Source organism: Campylobacter hyointestinalis subsp. lawsonii (genome assembly GCF_013372165.1).
Lineage (GTDB): Bacteria > Campylobacterota > Campylobacteria > Campylobacterales > Campylobacteraceae > Campylobacter > Campylobacter lawsonii.
The window spans coordinates 1,438,262-1,463,196 of sequence record NZ_CP053828.1 but is presented as its reverse complement, the minus strand read 5'-3'; the positions used below and the strand labels follow the sequence as shown (position 1 = coordinate 1,463,196).

Here is a 24,935-nt window from a genome sequence, read left to right as displayed (position 1 = left end):
ATACAAAAATATATAAAATGTGTAGAATATAAATATAACGCTTTACTAAATTTTATGTTAATTTCGTTTATCAAATTTATGAAATTAATAAAATATACTGATAAAATATCTATATATAGATAAATAAAACTTAAAATATAAATTTTACTATTTTTAAAAAAATAGTTATAATAACAAATCTAAATTTTTGAAAGGATTTGAATTTATATGAAAAAACATCTATTTTTAAGCTTTGCTCTTTGCTCTGTTTTATTTGGAGCTGATGATGTATTTGATCTTGGTGTAGTCGAGATCAGCACCAACAAAAACGCTACACCCCCCCCCGGTGTAGAAAAGATCTCAAAATCCCAGATGGAGCTAAATAACGCTATCAGCGTAACAGACGTCGCTATAGCTACGCCAGGAGTTAGCATAAAGGGTGCTAGTGGTAGCAGAAATGAAAGTATGATAAACGTACGTGGATTTACTTCTACTAGAGTTCCTATTTATATAGATGGAATTCCTGCTTACGTACCATACGATGGAAATATGGATCTTGGTAGATTTACGACTGCAGATCTATCTCAAATCGATATTTCAAAAGGCGCAAGTAGTGTTTTATACGGACCAAACTCGCTTGGCGGCGTTATAAATTTAGTTTCTATAAAGCCTACAAAAGAGCTTGAAGCAGAACTTCACTATGGTATGAAATACGGCTCCACAAAAGGCGAAGCTAGCAAAAATTTATTTGATAGCAGAGAGGATTTTAGAGTAGGAACTAAGCAAGAAAAGTTTTATTTGCAAGCTACTGGCTCATTTAGAGAAGGCTACAACGGTCCTACTCCTGATGGTATATATTCAACTACTGATCTTAGCCATTCAAATGAAACAAGAGATAAAAAGATAGGGCTAAAAGCAGGTTTTACTCCAAATGATACGGACGAGTATAGCCTTACTTACGCTAAACAAGAAGGTGATAAAACAGGCAAAATTTATCAAGGAGAAAATCCAAATAGCTTAGGAAAAGATAGGTATTGGTATTGGCCTGATTGGAATAAAGAGAGTTGGTATTTTCTCTCAGATACTCAGTTTGATGGCTGGTATATCAAAAGCAAAATTTACTATGATAAATTTATAAATGAGCTACAAAATATGGCTAATAGCAAATTTAATACCATAGCAAAGCAAGGATGGGTAAGCTATTATGATGATTATAGCTTTGGCGGCGGGATTGAAGTAGGTGTAAATACAAGCGATAATAATATTATCAAATTTGCCCCTAGTTTTAAAGAGGATGTCCATAAAGAACGCAATCTATATCCAAAACTACCTACGAATAATGAGCCGTGGCAAAAAAGCAAAGATAGGATGTATAGCTTTGCTATAGAAGATACATATAGTTTTAGTGAGATGACGTCTTTAACCATTGGCGCTAGATATGATAAAAGAGACGCCGTATCTGCTCAGGAATTTGGAGTGCCTGAGTGGGGTGGATCAGCTAACTATCTATTTAACTTTCCTACAAAAGACGATGACGCATTTAACTATCAAGCACTTTTAGAGCATAGTTTTGATGATAAAGACAGCATTTATGCAAGTTTTGCTAAAAAGACATATTTTCCTACGCTAAAGGAAAGATATAGTTCAAGATTTAATAGATACTTACAAAACCCAAATTTAGCTCCGGAGCAATCACTAAATTATGAGATAGGCTACAAAAGAGACTTTGATAGCTTTGATATTAGTTCAGCACTATTTTACTCAGATATTAGTGACAAGATCGAAGCCATAAAAGTAGGGGCTCTAGAACAAAACCAAAATGTTGGCAAAGCTGAAATTTATGGTGTGGAGCTAGGAGCAAATGCTATGCTTCTTGATAACCTAAAAATTGGAACAAACTATACTTATATGCATTCAGACGCAAAGCAAGAGGGCATATATCTTACAGATATCCCAAAACATAAATTCTTTGCTTATGCAGATCTCAAACTTAACTCTAAATTTAGAGTTTATTTGAGCGAGTATGGACAAACTGGTGCCAAATCAAATAGCGACGGCACTTACTCTCCAGCAGGTTTTGCAGTGACAAATCTAAAGCTTATCTATGATGCTACAAAAAATCTTAGTTTTGATTTAGGTGTTGAGAATTTGTTTGATAAAGCTTATGCTTATACAGATGGTTATTATGAAAATGGTAGAACTTTCGTGTTTAATGCGAGGTACAAATACTAATGAGACACGGGATCTTTGCGTTTTAAACCAGCAGCTTTAAGCTACAAACGCCATAAAGAAATTTTAAAAGATTACGCTAGAAGGATAATGCCTTATGTTTAAATTTATACTTTTGTGTTTTTTAGCTATAGTGGCTAATGCGAGTTTGATTTTAGGTAAATTTGAGTGTCAAAACTGCGAAAATTTAAATCCGCAAAATATCAAAAAAGTCTATGCGAGCAATCCGACTTTGCTCTACTGCCTCTATAGCTTTGATAAAAGCTTGATAGCAGGACTTGTTTTTGAGTTTTGGGATATCGAAAAAAGATATCTTGATAAAAATGTGTATAGTTTGCCAGTTGTAGGTGGATTTTACGGACAAGGTAGAGTGCCAAATATCGAAATGGTTTTAAGCTTAAAACAAGATCTCATCATAACTAGCAGAAGCACAAAAGACGATCCAAAATACGGAGGAATTTTTAGAGCTTTAAAAATCCCAGTTTTGTATATAGATGATGAAGATAGCTTTGGAGTTGAATTATACAAGGCATTTGGAGAGGTTTTTGGCAACCAAAAAAGAGCAGATGAGCTGATAGCTTACGCTAACCAAAGTCAAAAAATGGCTGATAGTTTAGCAAAACTAAGTTTAGATAAACCAAGCGTTTATTACGCTTTTGGTAGTGATGGGCTTGAGACTGAGTGCGGAAGCTCAAGTTTTATAAAACTAGTAGATCTAGCAGGTGGAGACAGTGCCAAATTTAAATGTAAATCGAAAAACAAAATGAGCCGAGTAAAGGCGGATTTTGAAAAGATCTTAGCGGCAAACCCTGAAGTCATACTAGTCTATGAAAAGGAATTTTTTGATAAAATTTGGAGTGATAAAAAGTGGAGCTTGATAAACGCAGTAAAAAATAAAAGAGTCTATCTCATACCCAGAAGCCCTTTTTCGTGGGTAGGAAAACCTGCTAGTTTTACAAAGCTTTTAGGGCTTAGATGGCTTATAGACGTTTTGCATAAAGACGCTTTAGGCTTAGATATAAGGCGTGAAGCTAGTGAGTTTTACAGGCTATTTTTGTATGTGGATCTAAGTAAAGACGATCTGGATTTTATATTAAATGAAAAAAATTAGTTTTATTTTTGCTCTGCTTGTTATATTTAGCGTTATATCTTTGATTAATGGTAAATTTGATATAAGTATGAGTGAATATCTGAGAGTTTTTACGGGGATTTTTAGCGGTGAGCAAATTCCTGCTTCTGTTATCGTGCTTGATATAAGACTTCCTAGAGTGATCGCAGCTATCATCATAGGCGCGGCTCTTGGCGTAGCAGGTGGTGCTTATCAAAATATGTTTATAAATCCATTAGTAAGTCCGTCTATCCTTGGAGTTTTGAGTGGTGCTAGTTTTGGCGCGGCACTTGCTATGGTGATGGGTTTTGGTGTGTTTTATCAGATGCTTTTTACTTTTATATTTGGTTTTGTCGCTGTTTTTTTAGCAGTGATCATTGCTCTGTTTGGCGAAAGTAAAAATATGATAATGCTAGTTCTTGGCGGCGTTATATCAAGCTCTCTTTTTAGCTCGTTTTTAGCAGTTTTAAAATACGCAGCAGACCCAAATGAAACACTTCCTGCGATAACTTATTTTCTTATGGGAAGCCTGAGTTTTGCTACAAAAGAAGTTGTTTTTGTCGTTTTTATACCTATGGTTTTTGGTACTTTATCTCTTATACTTTTTGGCAAGCAGATAGACGCTCTTAGTATGGGCGAAGAAGAAGCAAAAAGTCTTGGGGTAAATGTGAAGATGCTTAAAATTTGTGTTATATTTTTTGCTACTTTGATATCTGCTTTAAGCGTAATGTTAGCTGGAATCATAGGCTGGATAGGACTTATCGTGCCTCATATAGCTAGATTTATTTATGGGGCAAACTCACGCACTATGCTGTTTAGTTCGGCATTTATAGGAGCTTTGTTTTTGCTTGTTTGTGATCTTTTAAGTAGGGAGCTTTTTACTTACGAAGTTCCTATTGGTATAGTTTCAAGCCTATTTGGAATCCCTATATTTTTAGCTGTTTTACTTAGGAGAAGAGCTTGATAAAGTTAGTAAATTTAAACGTGAAATATGCTAAAAAAGAGGTATTAAAGCAAATTTGTTTTGAGTTTGAGGGTGGAATTTTAAATATACTTGGTGAAAACGGCTCTGGCAAGTCGAGCCTTTTAAAAGCTATTTTGGGGCTTATCAAATTTAGCGGAGATGTTTTGATAAACAGAGCTAATTTACGTTCTTTTAGTTCAAGAGAATTAGCAAGTCTTATAAGCTATATACCTCAATCAAATTTCACGCCGTTTAACTATAGCGTACTTGATATGGTTTTGATGGGAAGACTTGCGTATAAAGGGCTTTTTGATAACTACTCTAAAAATGACCGACTTATAGCTATACAATCCTTAGAAAGTCTTGGTATATTAAATTTAGTAAATGATGAGTTTTTAAACCTTAGCGGAGGACAAAAGCAGCTTGTTTTGATAGCTAGAGCTCTAGCTAGCAGAGCAAAAACTATCATAATGGACGAGCCTATAAACGGGCTTGATTTTGGCAATCAAATAAGGCTTTTAGAGATGATAAAAATGGTCGCTAGTAGCGGGTATGATTTTATCATAACCACACATCACCCAAGACACGCTAGATTTATAGGTGGAAGGGCGATTTTGATAAAAAATGGTGAGATATTTAGAGACACTGCTAGTGAGCTTTTAGATAGCTCTTTGATATCCAAATTATATGGAGTTGATTATAAAAAATATGAGGAGTTACTATGATGATGAGTTCAAATTACGATGAGATAGATTTTGCTGGACTTTATATAGAGCAAAAAAAGATAAGCACTTTTAAGCCAAAAAGTAGTGCGGACTGGGATAAAAAAGCTTCTAGTATGAATGAAAGTGTGCATAAAAGTCATTACGTTGATGATTTTATCTCTAAGATAAAATTTGATAGTTCTACTAGTGTTTTAGATATGGGATGTGGCCCTGGAACTATAGGACTTAGACTTGCAAAAGATGCTAAAAACGTACTTTGCTGCGATTATAGCGACGAGATGCTAAAATGCGTCAAGCAAAATGCAAAAAATTTAAATTTAGATAATGTAAGCGTTAAAAAGATATCATTTGAAGATAGCTGGAAAGATCTTCCAAAATGCGACATAGTCACTGCTTCAAGGTGTCTTGAAGTAGATGATGCAAAAGACGCTTTAACAAAGCTTATTAGCAAAGCAAATAAAGCAGTCTATATAACTTACAATATCGGAAGAAGTTTTTTAGGCGATGAGATAAGCAATATCTTAAGTGATAAAGTCTATCCAAAGCCTGATTATATTTATATTTTAAACATACTTTATCAGATGGGTTATCTTGCAAAAGTTGATTTTATAAGCCATAGTGATTGTAAATTTAAAGCTAGTAGTTTTGATGAGTTTATCGCTGCAGTGCAGTGGAGTTATGGTAAAAATCTGAGCGAAGCTGATAAGCAAAATTTAAGAGTTTATTATGAAAAAAACAGCACTATATATAAAGAAATGAATTGGGCTTTTATAGAAATTTTAGTTTAAGGTTTGCATTATGGAAGTGGTTCTGTTTTTAAAACAAAATGTTGTCATTATGGGAATTCTTGGTTTTATGAGCTTTTTCGCACTATATTTTAGCATAGAAAGAGTTCTGTTTTATAGCTTGATCGATACTAAGCATTATAAGAGTGTTAAAGAGCTTGAGATAGCGCTTACTAAAAATTTAACTTTTTTGTATGTGATATACTCAAACGCTCCTTACGTAGGGCTTTTAGGGACGGTTTGTGGGATAATGATAACGTTTTATGATATGGGTGCCTCAGGAAACATAGACGCAAATACTATAATGATAGGGCTTTCTTTAGCCCTTAAAGCTACCGCTCTTGGTATCGCAGTGGCGATCCCAACTTTGGCGGTATATAATTTGCTAAATAGAAAAGTAGATGTTTTACTCGCTAAATTTGAGGAAACATTTTGAGACTTCCTAAAAATGATGGTCTAAATATAGTTCCTTTTATAGATATTATGCTAGTATTGCTCTGCATTGTGCTTAGCATATCGACGTTTATAACTAGCGGACACATAAAGCTAAGTTTGCCAAATGCAGATTCTAGTATAAAAAATATAGAAAAAAGCCAGATTGTAATAAGCGTAGATAAAGAAAATAACTTATATTTTAATGACAGATTGGTAGATAAAGAAGCCTTAAAAAACGAAATATTTAAACTAGAAAATAGTGATTTTATAGAGATAAAAAGCGATAAAGAGAGTAAATTTGAGACTTTCGTGTGGATCATTGATATATTAAAAGAGAAAAACCATGAGAATTTCTCCATCGTCACAAAAAACGATTAGTATAAATTTACTAGCGTTTTTGATATCGGTCGTTTTGCACGTTTGCGTTTTTGCTTACGCTCTAAATTTGGATATCAAAACTCCAAAAGAGCAAACTAAACACAGCCTTAAGCTATCTCTCAATAAATTTGAAGCTTTAAATGACAATGTAAAAAGTGATGAAAAAGCCAAGAAGCCAACAACTATTCCAGAAATGGCTAAAAAACTAGAAGAGCCAAAACAAGAACCTAACCCAAAAACTCCTAAAAAACCTATACCAAAAAAAGTGGAAAAAAAGCAAACACCAAAAGAAAACATTTCAAATAAAGCAGATAATACAACCCAAAAAACGGCATCAGATCAAAACGCAATAGACGTAAATACAACTTCAAGCGCTCTTTTGCAAGATGAAAGAACAACTACTACCGGCGATATCTCAAAGCCTATTTATCTAAAAAGTGATGATGAGCTATTTATAAAGATAAAAAACGAGATCGTCAAAAACGTAACTTATCCAAGAGCAGCAAGAAAACTAGGGCAACAAGGCGTGGTAAAAGTGGAGTTTGTCTTGGATAAAAATGGGCTAAAGAGCTACGGATTAAAAAAACAGAGCCGCTTTAGCTCACTAAATGCCGCAGCTCTTAAAGCTTTGAAAAATGCGAGTTCAAACTTTCCAAAAGTAGATAGCGAGTATCAAATTTCACTTGATATCGCTTTTGAACTCAAGTAAAATGCTACTAAATTTAAAGCTCAAGCATTTATATTAAGTGCATTTGCGCCTAACTCTTCGATCCTTGAAGCAACTTTTTGTATGGCTTTGTCTATGGTTTGATTTGATATATCAGGAAGTTTTCCGCCCCAAAGTTTGCTAGCCTCTTCAAAACCTCTTTTCATACCTTCAAAACCCTTTTGTAATTTATTTGTATCATCTCCTGCGCCACTTATAACAAAATTTGCGATGCGTTCGCTTGTTTGCTTAATGCCAAAAAATCCATCTTCGCTTACTAAATCTTTAAGCTCATTTTGATCCATAGTACTTATGTCTTTACCGCTATATCCACTAAGCAAAGCCATACTAGAGATAAATTCTTTTCCTTTTTCACTTGCACCACTAAGTATATCCATAAGTGAGCTTTGAGCTGCTGTGTTGTTTGAAGATATACTTAAGCTTTGCTGTGAAAATTCCATAAAATACGCAGTGCTTATACCTTTAGCACCCATCTGTTTTAGCTCATCTATGCTTTTATCTTTTGTGCTAAAAGTAGAACTTTTAGTGGCAAATGTCTGATCATATCTGTTTAAAGCTGTATTGATTTGCATAATTTCTCCTTAGAACTTTTATATAATATCGTTCAAATTTGATTTGATTTAAGGCTTGTCTTATATGGTATTTTAGCAAAAATTTGATACAATTGCTAAAAATTTATCAAAGGATTAAAATGAGTCATATTTTGATCATCGGCGCTGGTGGCGTGAGTCAAGTAGCGACCGTAAAATGTGCTATGAATACAAAAACTTTCACAAAGATAACTCTAGCAAGTAGAACAAAAAGCAAATGCGACGCAATAGCTAAATTTATAAAAGAGCGTTTAAACGTGGATATAAACACGGTCAAAATCGACGCTGATGATACAAAAGCAGTCGTAAATTTGATAAAAGATATAAAAGCTGATTTGCTTTTAAACGTTGCTTTGCCCTATCAAGATCTAACCCTTATGGATGCGTGCGTGGAGGCTAGAATCCCATATATCGATACTGCAAACTACGAGCATCCAGATACTGCTAAATTTGAATATAAGTTGCAATGGGCAAAAGATAGCGATTTTAAGAGTGCTAAGACTATGGCGCTTCTTGGCAGTGGATTTGATCCGGGCGTGACAAATGTATTTTGTGCTTATGCAAAACAAAATTTGTTTGATGAAATTTATGAGATCGATATCTTAGATTGTAACGCTGGAGATCATGGATACCCTTTTGCTACAAACTTTAATCCTGAGATAAATTTACGCGAAGTAAGCGCAAAGGGTAGATACTGGGAAAATGGCAAATGGATAGAGACAGATCCTATGGAGATAATGTTTAAATGGGACTATCCAAAAGTCGGCGTAAAAGATAGCTATCTGCTCTATCACGAAGAGCTTGAGAGCTTAGTAAAAAATATACCTACGCTTAAAAGAATTCGCTTTTTTATGACATTTGGGCAGAGTTATCTAACTCATATGAAATGCCTTGAAAACGTTGGAATGCTACGCATAGATGAAGTAGAACATAACGGCGTAAAAATCGTACCTATACAATTTTTAAAGACACTTTTACCAGATCCTGCTAGTCTTGGGGAGCGTACAAAAGGTAAAACAAACATCGGTTGCGTGATAACAGGTATAAAAGATAATAAACCAAGAAAAGTTTATATCTACAACGTCTGTGATCATGAAGAGTGCTACAAAGAGACAGGTGCTCAAGCAGTGAGCTACACCACAGGAGTTCCTGCGATGATAGGAAGTATGATGGTCGCTAATGGAATTTGGAGCGGTAAAGGCGTATTTAATATGGAAGATTTTGATGCAAAACCATTTATGGACGAGCTAAATAAACAAGGTTTGCCGTGGGAAATCATCGAAATGGATCCAAATAGCAATAGGATAGTAAAATGAAATATATCATCGTTATATCTCTCTTTTGTGTTTCTTTATTTGCCGGGAATTTAAAAATAGACTTTATAAGCGAAGATGGTCTAAAACTCACCATAGATGCCAAAGACTATTTGGCTTTAAATTTACCTTGCAAAGGCTGGAAAATAGGTGATGAACTTGAGATTTTAAGTGGCGATAAAAATGCAAGATGCCTAAATGCTAAGTATTTAAATTTACGCACTAAAACATCTTGTGAACTGCTTTGCGATGCGAAGTAAATTGAATTTAAGGATTTTTAGCTATAATGCCAAACTTTATAAAATTTAAAAGGACAAGCAATGAAAAAAGATATACATCCAGAGTATGTTGAATGCACAGTTACTTGCGCTTGTGGAAACACATTTAAAAGCAAGTCAAATAAACCAGAGATCAGAGTCGATATCTGCAACGCATGCCATCCGTTTTTTACAGGTAGCGAAAAAATCGTAGATAGTGCAGGACGTGTTGATAAATTCAAGAAAAAATACAATATGAAATAAAACCTTGCTCTATTTTCTTCCGACCCCGATAGGGAATTTAGATGATATCTCAAAGAGATGCCTGGACGTCTTAGAACTTTGTGAAATCATCATCTGTGAAGATACTAGAGTAACAAAATCTCTTATAACTCTTTTGAACGCTAAATTTAATTTGCAGATCAGCCCAAAAGAGTTTTATTCTCTTCATACTCACAACGAAAAAGATTTTTTTGATAAATTTGATAAATCTAAGCTTGAAACTAGGATTTGTGTTTATGCAAGCGACGCAGGAATGCCTTGTATAAGTGATCCAGGAATTTCGCTAGTGAAATTTGCTCAGAAAAATAGTATAAAATATGAAGTTTTAAGTGGTGCAAACGCTCTTTTACTAGCAGCTGCAGCTAGTGGGATAATAGAAAAAGAATTTATATTTTTAGGATTTTTACCAAATTCGGGCAAAGAAAGACGCATAGCGATCCAAAATGCGTTAAATTCACTATATCCGGTGATTATATATGAGTCTCCAAAACGAATTTTAAGTCTAGTAGAAGATATAGCAAAATTATCGCCAGATAGAGAGATCTTTGCCATAAAAGAAGCTACGAAGAAATTTGAAACCAAATTTAAAGACAATGCTACAAATTTACTCACTATCTTAAAAGAATCAAATTTAAACGGAGAGTGGTGCATAGTCGTAGATAGATCTTTTGTTAGTGCATTTGAGCGTATAAGTCAGAGCGATATCTTAGCTCTTGATATACCGCCAAAACAAAAGGCGAAATTACTTTGCAAAATCACAGGCGAGAACTCAAAAAAAATATATCAAAATTTGATAAAATAAGCTAATTTTTAACGGCTTTAGGATATCATCATAGTTATGATTATTTATGGAAAACAATTATTTTTACATTTATTAGATAAACATAAAGATAAGTTTATAAATATCTACTTAGCTAAAGAAGTTGAAAAGGATATCTTTAGTAAGATCGCTAAAAGCGGTATCAAAATTCAAAAAGTAGATAATAAAAAAGCTCAAGCTTTGGCTCGGGGTGGAAATCATCAAGGCTTTTTGGCCGAAGTCAGTGAATTTGAGTTTGCAAATTTAGATCTTATCAAAAAACAAGATTTTATAGCAGTTTTATATGGACTTAGTGATGTTGGAAATATAGGCAGTATAGTGCGAAGTGCTTACGCGCTTGGCGGGGGTGGTGTTATCATAGTAGCAAAAAATGCTGCTATGGAGGGTATAGTTAGAACTAGTAGCGGTGCTGCTTATGAGATTCCGATAGCTTTAGTAAATGACGGGCTAAGTCTTTTAAATGAACTAAAACAAGTGGGATATAAAATTTACGGCTCTGATGCCAAAGGTAAAAATCCTAACGAGTGTAAATTTGATAAAAAAATCGTACTTGTGATGGGCAATGAAGGCGAAGGAATCCATAAAAAAGCTCTTGAAAAATGCGATGAAAGTTTAGGCATAAAAATGCGTGAAGGCTGGGATAGCTTAAATGTCAGCGTGGCGTTTGGAATATTATTTAATAGGATGATAAATGGCTAATGATATATTGAAAATTAGAGATATTGGTGCAAAGGAAGTATCAAAGCGTACTCATATAGAAGCTGAATATTTAGAGTATATGTGTGATAAAAACTTTGATAAGCTTAAAAAGCTAAACGCGATAGGTTTTGTCAAAATTCTATCAAGAGAGTATGATTGGGATCTTAGCGATTGGACTGAGGAGTTTAAGGCTTATTGTCTAGAGCATCCAGAAGAGGGCGACCCTGTGTTCTGCGTAGCTCCAAAAATTCCTGCTTATACATCTACTAATAGTTCTAATAGTGGGTCGTGGATATTGGCTGTTGCTTTTGTTGTTATTATTTGTGGATTTATATGGCTGTTTGGTTTTACAAAATATTTTGATGATATCGGCTCGTTTTTTGATGATAAAAATAAAAGCGTTACGTACTCTAATAGCCCAGTAGTAGAAGATGCTAAAGAGAATTTAAAAATAGAAACAAATATAACCATTCCGTTTGATGAAAAGATAATAGACGCAAATATCACAGATATAAATGAATCTCAAAGTAGCCAGATGAATGAAGTATCTACTGAACAAGTTGCTACGCAAACAGAAGACAACATCACTTCATCGCAAGTAGATGATATACTAAAAATTTCAAAATCAAATTTATTTGCCACTATAAATCCTAGAAAAAGCGTTTGGATAGGCATCAAGTACCTAGATACAAATGAAAAAAGTTCTAAAACCACAAATAAACCTTTTGAAATAGATCTAAGTAGAAATGCTATAGTAGTAGCAGGGCACGGCGATATAACTCTTGAGCTTAGTGATCAAAATAGAAGTTATAATTCAAAGAATTCCATCAGATTTTTAGTTCAAAACGGCGAAATAAGACAGATAGATTACGATGAGTATGTTACTATAAACAAAGGCAAAGAGTGGTAAGGGTATTACTATTTTTTCTTGTTTCAAGCCTATGTTTTAGTGCAAATTTAGATCTAAATTTAAAAAATTTATTGGGCGATAAAGTCTATGAACAAAACTTGGTTAAGCTTAGAACGCTTTTTTCAAATGAAGCTATGTTTTTGGATGAAAACTCAAATCCAAACTACGATAAGATCACAAATTTACTAAGAACAAATTCTATTTTAAGCTTGAGTTATTCATCTCCTGCATATATGGATCTTACGTTTAAAAGCACTAGTCCTACCATACTTTTTTTAAAAGTCATAACTCAAAGTTTAAATAATCTTGGATATAACTACTTTCTTACAAAAAACTTTTCTACTCAAAACTCACAAATTTCATGGCTTGTGACTATAAATACTAAGTTTATCTTAAATCCTGGAAGTTTATATAAAGAGCTAAAACAAAATAATGTATATATAAAAGGTATTTATAAAACAGGTGCGTTTTCTTATACTTATGATATAGATATGAGTAGGGCGATTTTAAAAACATTGCCTTATGAATCAGACACAACAGTTGAGCTTTCTAAACCATTAGAGCCATATTTTTTAAATATCAATGGTAAAAAAAATATAGAAATAATGGCAAATCCGGCTGATAATTGGATATCGCTTGTAAAAATATATGATAGAAATTTAAAACTCATAAGTCAGATAAAATCTGATATGAAAGAAAAAAGTTTAAATATTGAATTTCCAGACGATGCATTTTATATACTAATAGACGATGCTTTTAGTTTGGAAAATATAAAACGCGGTTTAAAAATTTATATAAAATCATAAGGAGTTTTTATGTTTGACGAGATTCGTTTTAATACAATTGAAAGATTACCAAACTATGCCTTTGCCGAAGTAAATGCTATAAAAATGGCTGCTAGGCGTGATGGTGCCGATATAATCGACTTTTCTATGGGAAATCCCGATGGCAGAACGCCAGAGCATATCATAGATAAACTTTGTGAGAGTGCTAAAAAAGACAAAACTCACGGTTATAGCGTCTCTCAAGGTATATATAAACTTCGTTTAGCAATTTGCAATTGGTATAAAAGAAAATACGGAGTTTTGCTTGATCCTGAAACTGAAGCAGTCGCAACCATGGGAAGCAAAGAGGGATTTGTTCATTTAACTCAAGCTATAATAAATCCAGGAGATGTTGCGATCGTGCCTGATCCTGCTTATCCTATACATACTCAAGCATTTATCATAGCCGGTGGCAATGTAGCGAAGATGCCTCTTGATTATAATGCCGAATTTGAGCTAGATGAAAATAAATTTTTTGAAAATTTACAACATACTATTGATGAAAGTATCCCAAGACCAAAATATATAGTAGTAAATTTTCCTCACAATCCTACTACTGTAACTTGTCAAAAAAGTTTTTATGAGCGTTTAGTTGCAATGGCAAAGAAAGAGAGATTTTATATCATAAGCGATATAGCTTACGCAGAACTTACTTTTGATGGGTATAAAACTCCTAGTATTTTTGAGGTTGAAGGTGCAAAAGACGTTGCAGTAGAGTGCTATACGCTATCAAAATCATACAATATGGCAGGTTGGAGAGTCGGTTTTGTATGTGGAAATAAAAAACTAGTTGCTGCTCTTAAAAAGATAAAATCGTGGTTTGATTATGGTATGTTTACTCCTATTCAAGTAGCAGCTACTGTAGCACTTGATGGCGATCAAAATTGTGTTGAGCAAATTCGTCAAACATACGAAAAAAGAAGAGATATATTGATAGATACGTTTTGTTCTGCTGGATGGGAGATAGCAAAACCAAGAGCTAGTATGTTTGCGTGGGCAAAGCTTCCTACTCAAGTGGGAAATATCAGTAGCAAAGAGTTTGCAAAACAGTTACTAACAAAAGCTTGCGTAGCAGTTAGCCCCGGCGCTGGATTTGGCGTAGCGGGTGATAAATACGTAAGGATCGCGTTTATAGAAAATGAAAACCGTATCAGGCAAGCTGCGAGAAACATTAAAAAATATCTAAAAGAATTTGAATGAGAGTAGCGATACTTGGAGTAGGAACCGTTGGCAGTGAGGTTGCTAATGTTTTGCTTAGAAATCAAAAATTAATTTCTGCTAGATCTGGTATGAATATAACTCCTGTTGTTGGCGTTGTTCGCGATCTAAATAAAAAAAGAGATTCTAAAATACCTCTAAGCGATGATATAAATAGCGTGATCGATAGAGATGATATAGATGTTTATGTCGAGCTTATGGGTGGTATAGATGAACCTTATAAAGTCGTTAGTAAAATCTTAGAAAAGAAAAAGCCTGTAGTTACCGCAAACAAAGCTATGCTTGCATATCATAGAAATGAGCTTGAAAAACTAGCTGGAGACACTCCTTTTGGTTACGAAGCTAGCGTAGCTGGTGGCATTCCTATCATAAAGGCTTTAAGAGAAGGTTTAAGTGCAAACCATATCCAAAAGATAGTCGGTATTATGAATGGTACTAGTAACTATATACTTACAAATATGATGCAAGGTGGCGTTAAATTTGATGAAGTGCTTAAAAAAGCTCAAGAATTAGGTTACGCTGAGGCCGATCCTACATTTGATATTGGTGGTTTTGATACTGCTCATAAGCTGCTTATTTTGGCAAGTCTTGCGTATTCTGTTCATGCTAAACCAGAAGATATACTTATAGAAGGTATAGAAGGCATCACGAATGAAGATATATATTTTGCAAATGAATTTGAGTATGCTATAAAGCTACTAGCTATAGCAAAAAGAAGAGAAGATAAAGTAGAACTTCGCGTACATCCAGCACTTATTCAAAAAGAAAAAATGATAGCAAAAGTAGATGGCGTGATGAACGCAGTAAGCGTCACTGGAGACGCTGTTGGCGAGAGCTTGTTTTATGGGGCTGGGGCTGGTGGAAGTGCTACTGCAAGTGCTGTTATAAGCGATCTTATCGATATCGCTAGGGAAGTTAAAAATCCTATGCTAGGCTATAAAGCTCCACTAGAAGTTTTGCCTCTTGGACTTTTTAAGCCAAATGAGATAAAAACAAAGTATTATCTAAGGCTAAAAGTGGTTGATGAAATAGGTGTTTTAGCTAAAATAACAAATTTAATGAGTCAAAACAATCTTTCTATAGATAGTTTTTTACAAAAACCTAGAATCGATAAAAGCCTTGATTTTAGTACTTTGTATTTTACAACGCATACTTGTTTAGAAGCTGATATGTTAAGAGTAGTAGGTCTTCTTCAGAGCGAGAGTTTTATAAAAGATAGACCTTTTATGATACGAATCGAAGAATAAATTTGAGTTTAAAAGAGTATATTTTTGGATTTAGGAGTGAAGATTTAGCTGCAGATTATCTTAAAAGTTTGGGTTTTGAGATAATCTGCAGAAATTTCCACTCTAAATTTGGTGAGATAGATATAATCGCAAAAAAAGATGATGTGTATCATTTTATAGAGGTTAAATCTACATCTAAGGATTATGAGACTGTATATAGAGTCACTAAAAAGAAAATTTATAAGATAATAAAAACTATTAACTTTTATATGTTAAAATTTAACATAAATTCAGATTATCAGATAGATTTAATATGCGTAGAAAAAGGTGAATTTAAATTTTTAGAAAATATAAGTTTTTAAAATTTATATTATCTTTTAATTTAAGATTTTTAATGTATAATTTTTTAAAATTTATTAAGGAGAAAAAAATGGGTAAATATATTGAACTTACTTCAGAAAACTTCAATGTAGCAAAAGAAGGCGTTGCGTTGGTTGATTTTTGGGCACCTTGGTGCGGACCTTGCAGAATGCTAGCACCAGTTATTGATGAGCTTGCTGGCGAGTTTGAGGGAAAAGCTAAAGTTTGCAAAGTAAATACAGATGAGGCTCAAGATTTGGCTGTTGAGTATGGTGTTCGCTCTATTCCAACTCTACTTTTCTTTAAAGACGGACAAATAGTAGATCAAATGATAGGCGCTCAATCAAAAGTGGCTATCGCAGATAAAATCAATTCGCTTTTATAATATAACTAAAAAAGGGGAAGATATCCCCTTTACGCTCACTATCTATCAATCTGATTTTAAAATTTATTTTTTTATAATTATCAATTTTACGTAATTATACATATATAAATTTATATTAAAGGAGTTTAATTATGTTAGATGTAGCAATAATAGGTGGCGGACCAGCAGGACTAAGCGCAGGACTTTACGCGACTAGAGGCGGACTTAAAAACGTGGTTATGTTTGAAAAAGGAATGCCTGGCGGTCAGATCACTAGTAGCTCTGAGATGGAAAACTATCCAGGTGTCGCTACTGTGATGGATGGTATGAGTTTTATGGCGCCATGGACTGAGCAATGCACTAGGTTTGGTTTAAAACACGAAATGGCAAACGTAGAAAAAGTAGCGAAAAATAGCGATGGTAGCTTTAGTATTTTTTTAGAAGGCGGTAAAGAAGAAAAAGCAAAAGCGGTCATTGTTTGCACCGGTTCTACTCCAAAAAGAGCAGGATTTAAAGGCGAAGATGAATTCTTTGGAAAAGGCGTTTCTACTTGCGCGACTTGTGATGGATTTTTCTACAAAAATAAAGAAGTTGCTGTTTTAGGTGGTGGCGATACTGCTCTTGAAGAAGCTCAATATCTAGCAAATATCTGCTCAAAAGTGTATTTGATACATAGAAGAGATGAGTTTAGAGCAGCTCCTGTTACGGTGGAAAAAGCTAAGAAAAATCCTAAAATCGAGTTTATAACAAATGCTAGCGTTGATGAAGTTTATGGCGACAATATAGCCGGAGTAAAAGGTGTAAAAGTCAAACTAAAAGATGGAAGTGTGCGTGATTTGCAAGTTCCTGGCATATTTACCTTTGTTGGATTAAATGTAAGAAATGAGGTTTTAAAAGATAAAGATGGCAAATTTATCTGCGATATCTTGCCAACTGGACAAGTAAGAGTAAATTTAAAAATGCAAACAAATATTCCAGGGCTTTTTGCAGCGGGTGACCTTAGAGAAGACGCTCCTAAACAAGTCGTTTGTGCGGCGGCAGATGGGGCAGTAGCGGCACTTTCAGCGATGAGCTATATAGAGAGTTTGCATTGATATAAAAAGAATTTATTTAAGCCAAATTTATAGTTATCTGATATAATTTAGGCTTAAATTTATCAATTAAGGTATTATGATGAGAACATCATTTAAAGCTATACTTAGCAGTGTCGTTGCGGCTTCATTGATAGCTGGTTGTGCTACTACAACCTTGCAAACAAGCGCTAAAATGACGCAAAGTATATTTATAGATCCAGTCGCTAAAGACAAAAGAGTCATCTTTGTCAGTATAAAAAATACTAGCGGACATGACATAAATTTGGAACAAAAAATTATCCAAGGCTTACAGGCAAAAGGTTATACTATAACAGATGATCCAGAAGTCGCTACTTACGTGTTAATGACTAATGTTTTGTATTGCGATGAAAAATCAGAAAATAATGCCGTTGGCGGTGCTGTGGCTTTAGGTGCCACAGGAGCTGCTATCAGCGGTTATAATAATGGCGGTGCTGGTAGTATGATAGCTGCAGGAGCTGCAGGAGCTTTGGTGGGCGGAGTATTAGGAAAGCTTACAGAAGACACTATTTGGCAGATGCAAGTCGATATAAATATCAGACAAAAAGCGAAAAATGGCACTGTTCTTAGTGAGACAGGAAATGTAAGCGGACAATCTAGCGTAAAAGATAGATCAAAGTCAGGCTTTATAAACTCATTTGGTGGCGATATAAGAAATGTAAATGCCACAGGCGCTTTACAAAGCAATCAAATAGATACTAAAAATCAGACTTATGAGACAGATTATATAGAGAAAAAAACTATGATATTTGCCGAAGCTACAAAAACAGGACTTCAGCTTTCAGAAGCAACTCCTATACTAGAAGAAAAGATAGCTTCACAGATAGTAGGTCTGTTTTGATATTAGTCGGAGATCTTCTCCGGCTTTATATATAAAAATTATCTAAATTTATTAACCATTTTATAAATAACTTTATGCTAAAATCCACAAAAATTACACTTAAGGTTTAGTATGATAAAGATCGGTTTGCACGGCGCAAGCGGTAAAATGGGCACTGAGATAATCTCAAATTTAAAAAATAGCGATTTAGCAAAACTCAGCGTAGCTTATAGCATAGATCCGGTGCTTTGTAATGTGGGCGATGCTTTGGTCACTGATGACTTAAAAGTTTTATTTGATAATAGCGATGTTATCATAGACTTTACCATAAAAGACGGCGCGATAAATTTGATAAACTACGCAAGGACATATCCAAAACCTCTAGTTATCGGTACAACTGGGCTTGGCAGCGAAGGCGAGGAGCTTTTAGGACTTGCAAGTTCTCTTATGCCAGTTCTTCAAGCTACAAATATGAGTTTAGGCGTAGCTGTGCTAAATAGACTAGTAGGGCTTGCTAGTAAAGCTCTTAGTGAGTTTGATATCGAGATAGTAGAGATGCATCACAGGCATAAAAAAGACGCTCCTAGTGGCACGGCACTTACCTTAGCTACTCATGCAGCAAAAGCTAGAAATTTAAATTTAAGTAGTGTCAGAGTGAGTGGTAGAGATGGAATGGTGGGAGCAAGAAGCAAAGATGAGATAGCTGTTATGGCTCTTCGCGGTGGAGATATAGTAGGTCGCCATACTGTGGGATTTTACAATGACGGAGAGTTTATAGAGCTAAATCATACTGCAACTTCTAGGGCTACTTTCGCAAAAGGTGCTATAAAGGCTGCTATTTGGCTAGATGGCAGACAAGCAGGGCTTTATACTATATATGATTGCTTAGGAATTTAAAAATACTAAATTTAAGAGGATAATTATGATAAACGATGAGATAAAAACAACCTACGAAGATCTTGTTTATAGCTCATCTTCGTTTGTTCAGTGTGATATCGACTATCTACACTGCTTAGCTAAAATGCACGGATTAGACATTTGCTTACCGCAAAATTCAGCTGTTTTAGAGATAGGTTGCGGATGTGGAGGAAATATCTTACCTCAGGCTTTAAATACGCCAAATGCTAAATTTGTTGGTATAGATCTAAGTAGCAAACAGATTGAAATCGCTAAAGATGCGGCTAAGCGTATGGAAATTAGCAATATATATTTTAAAGATATTGATATGTGCGAATTTGCTGATTTTATAAATGGGGGGGGGCTTAGCGAATTTTTAAATTTAAAAAATAGTGATATTAAATTTGATTTTATCATTATGCACGGTGTCTATAGCTGGATTCCGACTTTTGTTAGAGCAAAATTTTTAGAAATAGTTCGTGATTTTCTAGCACCGCAGGGCATTTGCTTTGTGAGTTATAACTGTTATCCAGGCTGGAAGTATCTAGAAATCCAGCGTGATTTTATGAGATTTAGTGCAGCTGCTACCCCAAGAGATGATAAATTTCAAGCAGCACTTGACTCGCTAACGTTTAAAAAAGTTGCATTAGATAAAATGGCTTATGTATGTAGCGATCTATACAACGAATTTAGAATAAATATTGAAAAAACACATTGTGATGCGATACTTAACACTCCAAATAAAAGCTATTTATATCACGAATATTTAGAAATTTGCAATCAGCCTTTTTACTTTTTAGATTTTGTAGATGATATAGGTGAGTTTGGTTTGGGTTATGTTTGTGATTCATTTATAGAGCCGTATTATGAAGATCTAAACGATAAAACTTTAGTTGAGTTTGCTATGCTAAACTACCCTGAGCATCATCAAAAAGAGCAAATTTTTGACTTTTTAAACAACTCTAGATTTCGCAACTCAATCATAACTCACGCTTCAAATAAAATAGAGTTAAACGAAGAAAAAATGCTAGAAAATATCAAAGATTTTCATATGATTTTTACACAACAAGATATAAATTTAAAAGAACGAGCCAAAGGAACGATAGATGAGCCTTTAGTAAATGCTCTTTATGAAGCTTATCCAGCTTCACTTAGTGTTAAAGAGCTTGGCGAGATAGTTCCAAAAAATGCTTTATTAAGAGCATTTTTTGATCTGTCTAATTATGCCCAAATCGTCATAAGGCTAAGAACTACCAAATTTGAAGCGGTGTATTATAAAGAAAATAAAGCTAGAATAAAGCAAAATTATATTCCTTATATAAAGTATTTTTTAGATACCCAAAGTGAGCATTTAGGAGTTTCAAGTATATTTAATATGCCTATCTATTTTGATAAAAATACTCTTGAAACAGCATTAAAATTTGATGGAAAAAATAGCATAGATAATATAGTTAAGTTTATATATGAGAAGTTTCAAAAAGCCGAAATGCTTCCGACTATAGAAAAAGATGGCAAGATAGTAGAGGTTATAAAAGATAAACAAGCACAGATAATGCATTTTAGAAAGTTGATAAAAGATTTTTCTAAAAATTTAACTAATGGACATTTTTTTGAAAAAATATAAAGAATTTTTATAGTAAAATATACACTATAAGTTCAAAAATTTAAGGCAGACAATGTGTGCAATAGTCGGTGTTATAAATTCAAAAGACGCTGCAAAAACGGCTTATTATGGGTTATTTTCTATGCAGCACAGAGGAGAGGAAGCTAGTGGCATCAGTGCAAGCAATAATCATCATATCAAAACTATAAAAAATCGCGGTCTAGTAACTGAAGTATTTGATAGTAGCAGCTTTGAAGTGCTAAAAGGTGAAATGGCTATCGGACATAATCGCTATAGCACAGCTGGAAGCGATAGTGTGCTAGATGCTCAACCTGTGAGCGCTAAGTATTCTTTGGGTGAGATAAGTATAGTCCATAATGGAAATTTGATAAATAAAGATGAAGTTCGCAAAAGTCTTGTTGATGGCGGTGCGATATTTCAGTCAAATATGGACACAGAAAACATACTTCATTTGATAGCAAGAAGCAAAAAAGAGCATCTGCAAGACCGCATAGTAGAAGCCGTAAAGCAGATAAAAGGGGCTTACTGCCTTTTGATACTTAGTAGATCAAAAATGTTTGTTTTACGTGATCCTTATGGCGTAAGACCTCTGAGTATCGGTAGGCTTAAAGATGGTGGATATATCGTATCTAGTGAGACTTGTTCGTTCGATCTTGTTGGGGCTACTTTTTTAAGAGATGTAAAGCCAGGCGAAATGCTGATTTTTGAAGAGGGAAAAAGTGAGTTTAAAAGCATACAGCTTTTTGGACAAACAGATCCTAGAATTTGCGCTTTTGAGTATATATATTTTGCTAGACCAGATAGCGTGATAGATGGTAAAAATGTCTATAATATCCGCAAAAAGCTAGGCGAAACTCTAGCTAAAAAATCAAAAATAAAAGCTGATCTCATCATACCAGTACCAGACTCAGGCGTGCCAGCAGCTCTTGGATATGCAAGGCAGAGCGGAATTCCTTTTGAGATGGCAATAGTAAGAAACCACTATGTAGGAAGAACATTTATCGAGCCTACTCAAGAGATGAGAAATCTCAAAGTCAAACTCAAACTAAATCCTATGAGCGATGTTTTAAAAGGTAAAAGCGTAGTCGTGATAGATGATAGCATCGTAAGAGGAACGACTAGTAAGAAGATCGTAGAGCTTTTAAGACACGCAGGGGCAAAAGAGATTCATATGAAAATCGCAGCTCCAGAGATAAAATTTCCTGAAAAATATGGCATAGATACACCGAGCTTTGCCGAACTCATAAGTGCAAATATGAATTCTAACGAAGTATGTAAATTCATAGGTGCTGATAGTTTGGAGTTTTTAAGTATAGATGAGCTTACAAACGCTCTTGGAAATGAGAGAAAATACTCACTTGTTAGCTTTGATGGTGATTATTTTATAAAATAATCCTAATGGCAATAGAGTTTATAATGATAAGTTGGGGTTCTAAAAGTGGCTGGGTATGGTAAAGAGACGCTAAAAGCTCTTGATTCTCTTGGTTTTAAATTTGTGCCTATTTTGAACTCCTTCTCTACTGAACTTTTAGTTTCTGGCTTTGGTTTTAAAGCATCTAAAAAGCCTTTTTGTTTAAATAGATTTCCGTCTAAACCGCCTTTTTCTACCGGTGAGTTTGTGAGTTTTATCTCAAGAGTACAACTTGCGATCGCGTAATCCCCGATATTTTTTATGGTGCCAAAAAACATTATGCTTTCATTTAGCAAAACTCGATCATAATTAAGATTTTCTATCCTAGCTTTTTTTGTATATTGATCTATGCTAAGCATTGAAAATATCGCTATAGCCGTCATCACGAATATATTTAGTCCTACCATACTGATTACAACAGATATCCGTTTTTCTTTTAAAGTCAAAATCAAAAATAGTATAAAAAACACGAAGATAATAACTAACGCTATGATATGAAAAATTGTAAAATACATCAGAAACACTCCGAATTTATAGTTGTATTATAATCTATCGGCTTAAAATTATTTATGATTAGCCTTACATTTTTTGTAGTGTTTATGTCTATCTGCTCGTTGATAACGCTTTTTTGCACTTTAAATGGCTTTAGAGAGTTTATATAATTTTTAAATTTATTATCTGAATGGGTGTAGAATTTGACTTTTACACTACAATAAGAAAATGGTTTTTTGGATAGATTGGTTAAATTTAAATCCACTATAAGAGTATCTGAAAAACTTAGCTGTTTGATAAAATTTAGTTCTAGCTCTCTTTTTCTTATATTTTCATCAATTATCTTATGCGTGTAGATGATGCCAAAAATGAGAAAACAAGCATCTAGTATAAGTATAAAACTAGCAAAAAATGGTCTTTTTACTATCAAAATGATAACTAAAAAAAGTACTACTAAAAAAACAGCTAAAACCCAAAGTATGGCAAAATAGTCAATAAATGCAAAATGTGCTGCATAAAATCGCATCATCTCTTTTAGACTATTTATCGCGTGCATTTTTCTCCTCTATACCGCTTATCCCCTCTCTTCTTTTTAGTTCATCTATAATACGCGATGGATGTAAATCAAAGTCTGCTAACGCAACTATGACATGAAAAAATATATCTGCGGCTTCATATATCACGTCATAGCTAGGATCACCAACTTTATGTTCGCCAAAACTTTCCTTGCCAAATTCCTTGTATTTTTTAAATTTAGATAGATCTTTAAGTGCAAAACAAAACTCTCCGGCTTCTTCACAGATTTTTTTTAGATATGCGTTTTGCCCTTTTGAGTAGAGTTTTGCTATATATGAGTTTTGTGTATCGCAGTTTAGTTTTCTATCAAGCGCGACGTGGTATAGATGATCGAAGATATCGTATTTTTCATTTTTTATAAATTTGGTATTTGTAAGTGTTTTTGAAGTGAGTGAAATTTCATTGAAAAAGCAAGATTTTTTACCGGTATGACAAGCTACACCGCCTTTTTGTTCGACTTTTATGAGTAATGAGTCATTGTCGCAGTCAAGTAAAGCGGATCTGATTATTTGGATATTTCCACTCTCTTCACCTTTTTTCCAAATTCTATTTTTTGTGCGTGAAAAATAGTGAGCAAAACCTGTTTTTAGGCTTAAATTTAGAGCTTCTTCATTCATATAAGCCAACATCAAAACTTCATTTGAGCTCTCTTCTTGAACGATAACAGGTAAAAGTCCGTCTATTTTATCCCAATTCACGCACACATTTTTTCCTTTTATTTTTGTTCTATCATACTTTGTTTAGGCTTATCTTTCGTATCTACCCAGATATTTGGCACGGCTCCTCCAGGTGTTAAAAATATCTTAGCATCGCTATTTACTTTTAGAGCTTCGTTAAACTCTTTTTGAGTTTGAATTTGTTTTAGTTGAAGTAAATTTGAATTGAGTGAATTTGCTATTTCTTTATTTGCATAAGCTTGAGCGTTTGCTTCTATCTTAACAGCGTCTGCTTTACCTTGAGCTTCTATCTTAACAGCTTCTGCGTTACCTTTAGCAAGGGCTGCTTTTTTGAGCGCTTCTTGATTTGCTCGTTCTACTTCGTATTTTGTTCGTTCAGCTTCTTGTTTTGCTATTTGAACGCGTTCTATTTGCTCTTTTACTTTTGGTGGAAGTATTATCTCGCGAAGTTGAACACTTAAAAGCTCAACAGGCTTGTTTTGCTGGCTGTCTATGTCTGTTCTTATACCATTATCTATGGCTACTGCTATATCGTTACGACGCTCTGGAAGCTCTTCTGCAGTGTATTTACCTGTCACGTTTCTAACGACATTTCTAACGACTGGATCTATGATCTTACTCTCCCAGCTAAAGCCCCACGCAGCGATAGTTTGAGGTGCGTTTAAGGGATTTAGTCTGTACTGGACTGTTATATCCATACTAACAGGAAGCCCCCTTGAATCAAGAACTGAAATTGTATCTTTAGTCTCGATACCGCTACCACGATAATTTGCTTCATTTCTGCCTTCGCTTGAAGTATAGTTTATGATACGAACTTTAGTATCGACGATCCTAACTTCTTGTATGAAAGGCACAAAAAAGTGAAAGCCTGGTTGAAGTGGGCTTGGATCAAACTTACCTGCTGTGGATTTGATACCGACTTCACCTGAGTTGATGACGACAAATGGCTTTGCAACTACCAAAATCACAATAATAGCGATCAAAGCATATATAACGCCACTAAATTTACCTAAACCACCGCTTAAATTTGGAATATTTGGTTTTTTAAAGTTAAAATTTGGCTTATTATCGCCTCCGCCACCGTTTCCGTTTTTTTTATTAAAATAATCATTTAAATCTGCTGGCAAATCGTT

The 24,935-nt window shown here is 34.3% G+C and carries 29 protein-coding genes; 24 read left to right on the top strand and 5 right to left on the bottom strand.

Annotation, left to right across the window (positions count from 1 at the left end):
* The first annotated feature begins 207 nt into the window (after positions 1–207).
* The 8 genes from CHLWT_RS07555 (at position 208) to CHLWT_RS07520 (ending at position 7,312) form a co-directional block, all read left to right on the top strand.
* Positions 208–2,211 carry a TonB-dependent receptor plug domain-containing protein gene (locus CHLWT_RS07555; protein ID WP_112000234.1) on the top strand — a complete coding sequence of 668 codons (2,004 nt, stop codon included), beginning with the start codon at positions 208–210 and terminating at the stop codon, positions 2,209–2,211.
* A gap of 94 nt (positions 2,212–2,305) precedes the next feature.
* Positions 2,306–3,319 (top strand): ABC transporter substrate-binding protein, encoded by a 1,014-nt coding sequence (locus tag CHLWT_RS07550; RefSeq protein ID WP_170253171.1) that lies wholly within the window; start codon positions 2,306–2,308, stop codon positions 3,317–3,319.
* Positions 3,306–4,280 (top strand): FecCD family ABC transporter permease, encoded by a 975-nt coding sequence (locus tag CHLWT_RS07545; protein WP_112000233.1) that lies wholly within the window; start codon positions 3,306–3,308, stop codon positions 4,278–4,280. The genes CHLWT_RS07550 and CHLWT_RS07545 overlap by 14 nt, the downstream gene beginning before the upstream one ends.
* Complete coding sequence (locus CHLWT_RS07540; RefSeq protein WP_111948047.1) at positions 4,277–5,005, top strand: ABC transporter ATP-binding protein; 729 nt, start codon at positions 4,277–4,279, stop codon at positions 5,003–5,005. The genes CHLWT_RS07545 and CHLWT_RS07540 overlap by 4 nt, the downstream gene beginning before the upstream one ends.
* A complete protein-coding gene (locus CHLWT_RS07535; RefSeq protein WP_112000232.1) occupies positions 5,002–5,793 on the top strand; it encodes a class I SAM-dependent methyltransferase in 792 nt (263 codons plus the stop codon). Before CHLWT_RS07540 ends, CHLWT_RS07535 begins: the two co-directional genes overlap by 4 nt.
* A 10-nt stretch (positions 5,794–5,803) precedes the next feature.
* On the top strand, positions 5,804–6,226 hold the full coding sequence (exbB, locus tag CHLWT_RS07530) for a TonB-system energizer ExbB (RefSeq protein WP_112000231.1): 423 nt from the start codon (positions 5,804–5,806) through the stop codon (positions 6,224–6,226).
* Positions 6,220–6,603, top strand: coding sequence for a TonB system transport protein ExbD (gene exbD / locus CHLWT_RS07525; protein WP_063997760.1), 384 nt, complete (start codon positions 6,220–6,222; stop codon positions 6,601–6,603). Before exbB ends, exbD begins: the two co-directional genes overlap by 7 nt.
* Positions 6,569–7,312, top strand: coding sequence for a TonB family protein (locus tag CHLWT_RS07520; protein WP_112000230.1), 744 nt, complete (start codon positions 6,569–6,571; stop codon positions 7,310–7,312). The genes exbD and CHLWT_RS07520 overlap by 35 nt, the downstream gene beginning before the upstream one ends.
* A 20-nt stretch (positions 7,313–7,332) precedes the next feature.
* On the opposite strand, the gene CHLWT_RS07515 is transcribed toward CHLWT_RS07520, so the two are convergent.
* Complete coding sequence (locus CHLWT_RS07515; protein WP_112000229.1) at positions 7,333–7,902, bottom strand: hypothetical protein; 570 nt, start codon at positions 7,900–7,902, stop codon at positions 7,333–7,335.
* A 119-nt stretch (positions 7,903–8,021) separates the two neighbouring features.
* Here CHLWT_RS07515 and CHLWT_RS07510 point away from each other — a divergent pair, with 119 nt between their 5' ends.
* The 16 genes from CHLWT_RS07510 (at position 8,022) to purF (ending at position 22,039) form a co-directional block, all read left to right on the top strand.
* Positions 8,022–9,236, top strand: coding sequence for a saccharopine dehydrogenase family protein (locus CHLWT_RS07510; RefSeq protein ID WP_063997763.1), 1,215 nt, complete (start codon positions 8,022–8,024; stop codon positions 9,234–9,236).
* On the top strand, positions 9,233–9,493 hold the full coding sequence (locus tag CHLWT_RS07505) for a hypothetical protein (RefSeq protein ID WP_111982617.1): 261 nt from the start codon (positions 9,233–9,235) through the stop codon (positions 9,491–9,493). Before CHLWT_RS07510 ends, CHLWT_RS07505 begins: the two co-directional genes overlap by 4 nt.
* Positions 9,494–9,553: 60 nt before the next feature.
* A complete protein-coding gene (rpmE, locus tag CHLWT_RS07500; RefSeq protein ID WP_059427610.1) occupies positions 9,554–9,754 on the top strand; it encodes a 50S ribosomal protein L31 in 201 nt (66 codons plus the stop codon).
* Positions 9,755–9,758: 4 nt separating this feature from the next.
* On the top strand, positions 9,759–10,574 hold the full coding sequence (gene rsmI / locus CHLWT_RS07495; protein ID WP_112000228.1) for a 16S rRNA (cytidine(1402)-2'-O)-methyltransferase: 816 nt from the start codon (positions 9,759–9,761) through the stop codon (positions 10,572–10,574).
* Between the two features lie 36 nt (positions 10,575–10,610).
* Complete coding sequence (rlmB, locus tag CHLWT_RS07490) at positions 10,611–11,291, top strand: 23S rRNA (guanosine(2251)-2'-O)-methyltransferase RlmB (protein ID WP_112000227.1); 681 nt, start codon at positions 10,611–10,613, stop codon at positions 11,289–11,291.
* Entirely contained in the window at positions 11,284–12,201 is a 918-nt protein-coding gene (locus tag CHLWT_RS07485) for a hypothetical protein (RefSeq protein ID WP_170253170.1), read from the top strand. The genes rlmB and CHLWT_RS07485 overlap by 8 nt, the downstream gene beginning before the upstream one ends.
* A complete protein-coding gene (locus CHLWT_RS07480) occupies positions 12,195–13,007 on the top strand; it encodes a hypothetical protein (RefSeq protein ID WP_112000226.1) in 813 nt (270 codons plus the stop codon). Before CHLWT_RS07485 ends, CHLWT_RS07480 begins: the two co-directional genes overlap by 7 nt.
* Before the next feature lie 9 nt (positions 13,008–13,016).
* Complete coding sequence (locus CHLWT_RS07475) at positions 13,017–14,225, top strand: LL-diaminopimelate aminotransferase (RefSeq protein ID WP_111996168.1); 1,209 nt, start codon at positions 13,017–13,019, stop codon at positions 14,223–14,225.
* Positions 14,222–15,490, top strand: coding sequence for a homoserine dehydrogenase (locus CHLWT_RS07470; RefSeq protein ID WP_111968871.1), 1,269 nt, complete (start codon positions 14,222–14,224; stop codon positions 15,488–15,490). The genes CHLWT_RS07475 and CHLWT_RS07470 overlap by 4 nt, the downstream gene beginning before the upstream one ends.
* Before the next feature lie 2 nt (positions 15,491–15,492).
* Entirely contained in the window at positions 15,493–15,831 is a 339-nt protein-coding gene (locus tag CHLWT_RS07465) for a YraN family protein (RefSeq protein WP_112000225.1), read from the top strand.
* A 68-nt stretch (positions 15,832–15,899) separates the two neighbouring features.
* On the top strand, positions 15,900–16,214 hold the full coding sequence (gene trxA, locus CHLWT_RS07460; protein WP_063997771.1) for a thioredoxin: 315 nt from the start codon (positions 15,900–15,902) through the stop codon (positions 16,212–16,214).
* 131 nt (positions 16,215–16,345) lie between these two features.
* Positions 16,346–17,287: a thioredoxin-disulfide reductase gene (gene trxB, locus CHLWT_RS07455; protein WP_063997772.1), complete on the top strand. Its 942-nt coding sequence runs from the start codon at positions 16,346–16,348 to the stop codon at positions 17,285–17,287.
* A gap of 76 nt (positions 17,288–17,363) precedes the next feature.
* Complete coding sequence (locus CHLWT_RS07450) at positions 17,364–18,146, top strand: complement resistance protein TraT (protein ID WP_151062146.1); 783 nt, start codon at positions 17,364–17,366, stop codon at positions 18,144–18,146.
* A gap of 111 nt (positions 18,147–18,257) precedes the next feature.
* On the top strand, positions 18,258–19,022 hold the full coding sequence (gene dapB, locus CHLWT_RS07445; protein WP_112000700.1) for a 4-hydroxy-tetrahydrodipicolinate reductase: 765 nt from the start codon (positions 18,258–18,260) through the stop codon (positions 19,020–19,022).
* Positions 19,023–19,047: 25 nt separating this feature from the next.
* The gene (locus CHLWT_RS07440) at positions 19,048–20,646 is read left to right on the top strand and encodes a class I SAM-dependent methyltransferase (RefSeq protein WP_112000701.1); all 1,599 of its coding nucleotides are present in this window, start codon (positions 19,048–19,050) and stop codon (positions 20,644–20,646) included.
* 52 nt (positions 20,647–20,698) lie between these two features.
* Positions 20,699–22,039, top strand: a complete 1,341-nt coding sequence (gene purF / locus CHLWT_RS07435; protein ID WP_111949933.1) for an amidophosphoribosyltransferase — start codon at positions 20,699–20,701, stop codon at positions 22,037–22,039.
* 2 nt (positions 22,040–22,041) lie between these two features.
* Here purF and CHLWT_RS07430 read toward each other — a convergent pair whose 3' ends face one another.
* Genes CHLWT_RS07430 through CHLWT_RS07415 form a run of 4 tightly spaced genes read right to left on the bottom strand, consistent with a single transcriptional unit; the run spans position 22,042 to position 24,929 of the window.
* Complete coding sequence (locus CHLWT_RS07430) at positions 22,042–22,572, bottom strand: DUF2393 family protein (protein ID WP_170253169.1); 531 nt, start codon at positions 22,570–22,572, stop codon at positions 22,042–22,044.
* Positions 22,572–23,105, bottom strand: coding sequence for a DUF2393 family protein (locus CHLWT_RS07425; protein WP_111986001.1), 534 nt, complete (start codon positions 23,103–23,105; stop codon positions 22,572–22,574). Before CHLWT_RS07425 ends, CHLWT_RS07430 begins: the two co-directional genes overlap by 1 nt.
* On the bottom strand, positions 23,089–23,829 hold the full coding sequence (gene hisI, locus CHLWT_RS07420; protein ID WP_112000702.1) for a phosphoribosyl-AMP cyclohydrolase: 741 nt from the start codon (positions 23,827–23,829) through the stop codon (positions 23,089–23,091). The genes CHLWT_RS07425 and hisI overlap by 17 nt, the downstream gene beginning before the upstream one ends.
* A gap of 11 nt (positions 23,830–23,840) precedes the next feature.
* Complete coding sequence (locus CHLWT_RS07415) at positions 23,841–24,929, bottom strand: prohibitin family protein (RefSeq protein ID WP_111982840.1); 1,089 nt, start codon at positions 24,927–24,929, stop codon at positions 23,841–23,843.
* Positions 24,930–24,935 lie beyond the last annotated feature (6 nt).

What these genes read in the sequence shown, in the direction of transcription:
- CHLWT_RS07555 (WP_112000234.1), top strand. Translation starts at nt 208, where the DNA reads ATGAAAAAACATCTATTTTTAAGCTTTGCTCTTTGCTCTGTTTTATTT.
- CHLWT_RS07550 (WP_170253171.1), top strand. Translation starts at nt 2,306, where the DNA reads ATGTTTAAATTTATACTTTTGTGTTTTTTAGCTATAGTGGCTAATGCG.
- CHLWT_RS07545 (WP_112000233.1), top strand. Translation starts at nt 3,306, where the DNA reads ATGAAAAAAATTAGTTTTATTTTTGCTCTGCTTGTTATATTTAGCGTT.
- CHLWT_RS07535 (WP_112000232.1), top strand. Translation starts at nt 5,002, where the DNA reads ATGATGATGAGTTCAAATTACGATGAGATAGATTTTGCTGGACTTTAT.
- exbB (WP_112000231.1), top strand. Translation starts at nt 5,804, where the DNA reads ATGGAAGTGGTTCTGTTTTTAAAACAAAATGTTGTCATTATGGGAATT.
- CHLWT_RS07520 (WP_112000230.1), top strand. Translation starts at nt 6,569, where the DNA reads ATGAGAATTTCTCCATCGTCACAAAAAACGATTAGTATAAATTTACTA.
- CHLWT_RS07515 (WP_112000229.1), bottom strand. Translation starts at nt 7,902, where the DNA reads ATGCAAATCAATACAGCTTTAAACAGATATGATCAGACATTTGCCACT.
- CHLWT_RS07510 (WP_063997763.1), top strand. Translation starts at nt 8,022, where the DNA reads ATGAGTCATATTTTGATCATCGGCGCTGGTGGCGTGAGTCAAGTAGCG.
- CHLWT_RS07505 (WP_111982617.1), top strand. Translation starts at nt 9,233, where the DNA reads ATGAAATATATCATCGTTATATCTCTCTTTTGTGTTTCTTTATTTGCC.
- rpmE (WP_059427610.1), top strand. Translation starts at nt 9,554, where the DNA reads ATGAAAAAAGATATACATCCAGAGTATGTTGAATGCACAGTTACTTGC.
- rlmB (WP_112000227.1), top strand. Translation starts at nt 10,611, where the DNA reads ATGATTATTTATGGAAAACAATTATTTTTACATTTATTAGATAAACAT.
- CHLWT_RS07485 (WP_170253170.1), top strand. Translation starts at nt 11,284, where the DNA reads ATGGCTAATGATATATTGAAAATTAGAGATATTGGTGCAAAGGAAGTA.
- CHLWT_RS07475 (WP_111996168.1), top strand. Translation starts at nt 13,017, where the DNA reads ATGTTTGACGAGATTCGTTTTAATACAATTGAAAGATTACCAAACTAT.
- CHLWT_RS07470 (WP_111968871.1), top strand. Translation starts at nt 14,222, where the DNA reads ATGAGAGTAGCGATACTTGGAGTAGGAACCGTTGGCAGTGAGGTTGCT.
- trxA (WP_063997771.1), top strand. Translation starts at nt 15,900, where the DNA reads ATGGGTAAATATATTGAACTTACTTCAGAAAACTTCAATGTAGCAAAA.
- trxB (WP_063997772.1), top strand. Translation starts at nt 16,346, where the DNA reads ATGTTAGATGTAGCAATAATAGGTGGCGGACCAGCAGGACTAAGCGCA.
- CHLWT_RS07450 (WP_151062146.1), top strand. Translation starts at nt 17,364, where the DNA reads ATGATGAGAACATCATTTAAAGCTATACTTAGCAGTGTCGTTGCGGCT.
- dapB (WP_112000700.1), top strand. Translation starts at nt 18,258, where the DNA reads ATGATAAAGATCGGTTTGCACGGCGCAAGCGGTAAAATGGGCACTGAG.
- CHLWT_RS07440 (WP_112000701.1), top strand. Translation starts at nt 19,048, where the DNA reads ATGATAAACGATGAGATAAAAACAACCTACGAAGATCTTGTTTATAGC.
- purF (WP_111949933.1), top strand. Translation starts at nt 20,699, where the DNA reads ATGTGTGCAATAGTCGGTGTTATAAATTCAAAAGACGCTGCAAAAACG.
- CHLWT_RS07430 (WP_170253169.1), bottom strand. Translation starts at nt 22,572, where the DNA reads ATGTATTTTACAATTTTTCATATCATAGCGTTAGTTATTATCTTCGTG.
- CHLWT_RS07425 (WP_111986001.1), bottom strand. Translation starts at nt 23,105, where the DNA reads ATGCACGCGATAAATAGTCTAAAAGAGATGATGCGATTTTATGCAGCA.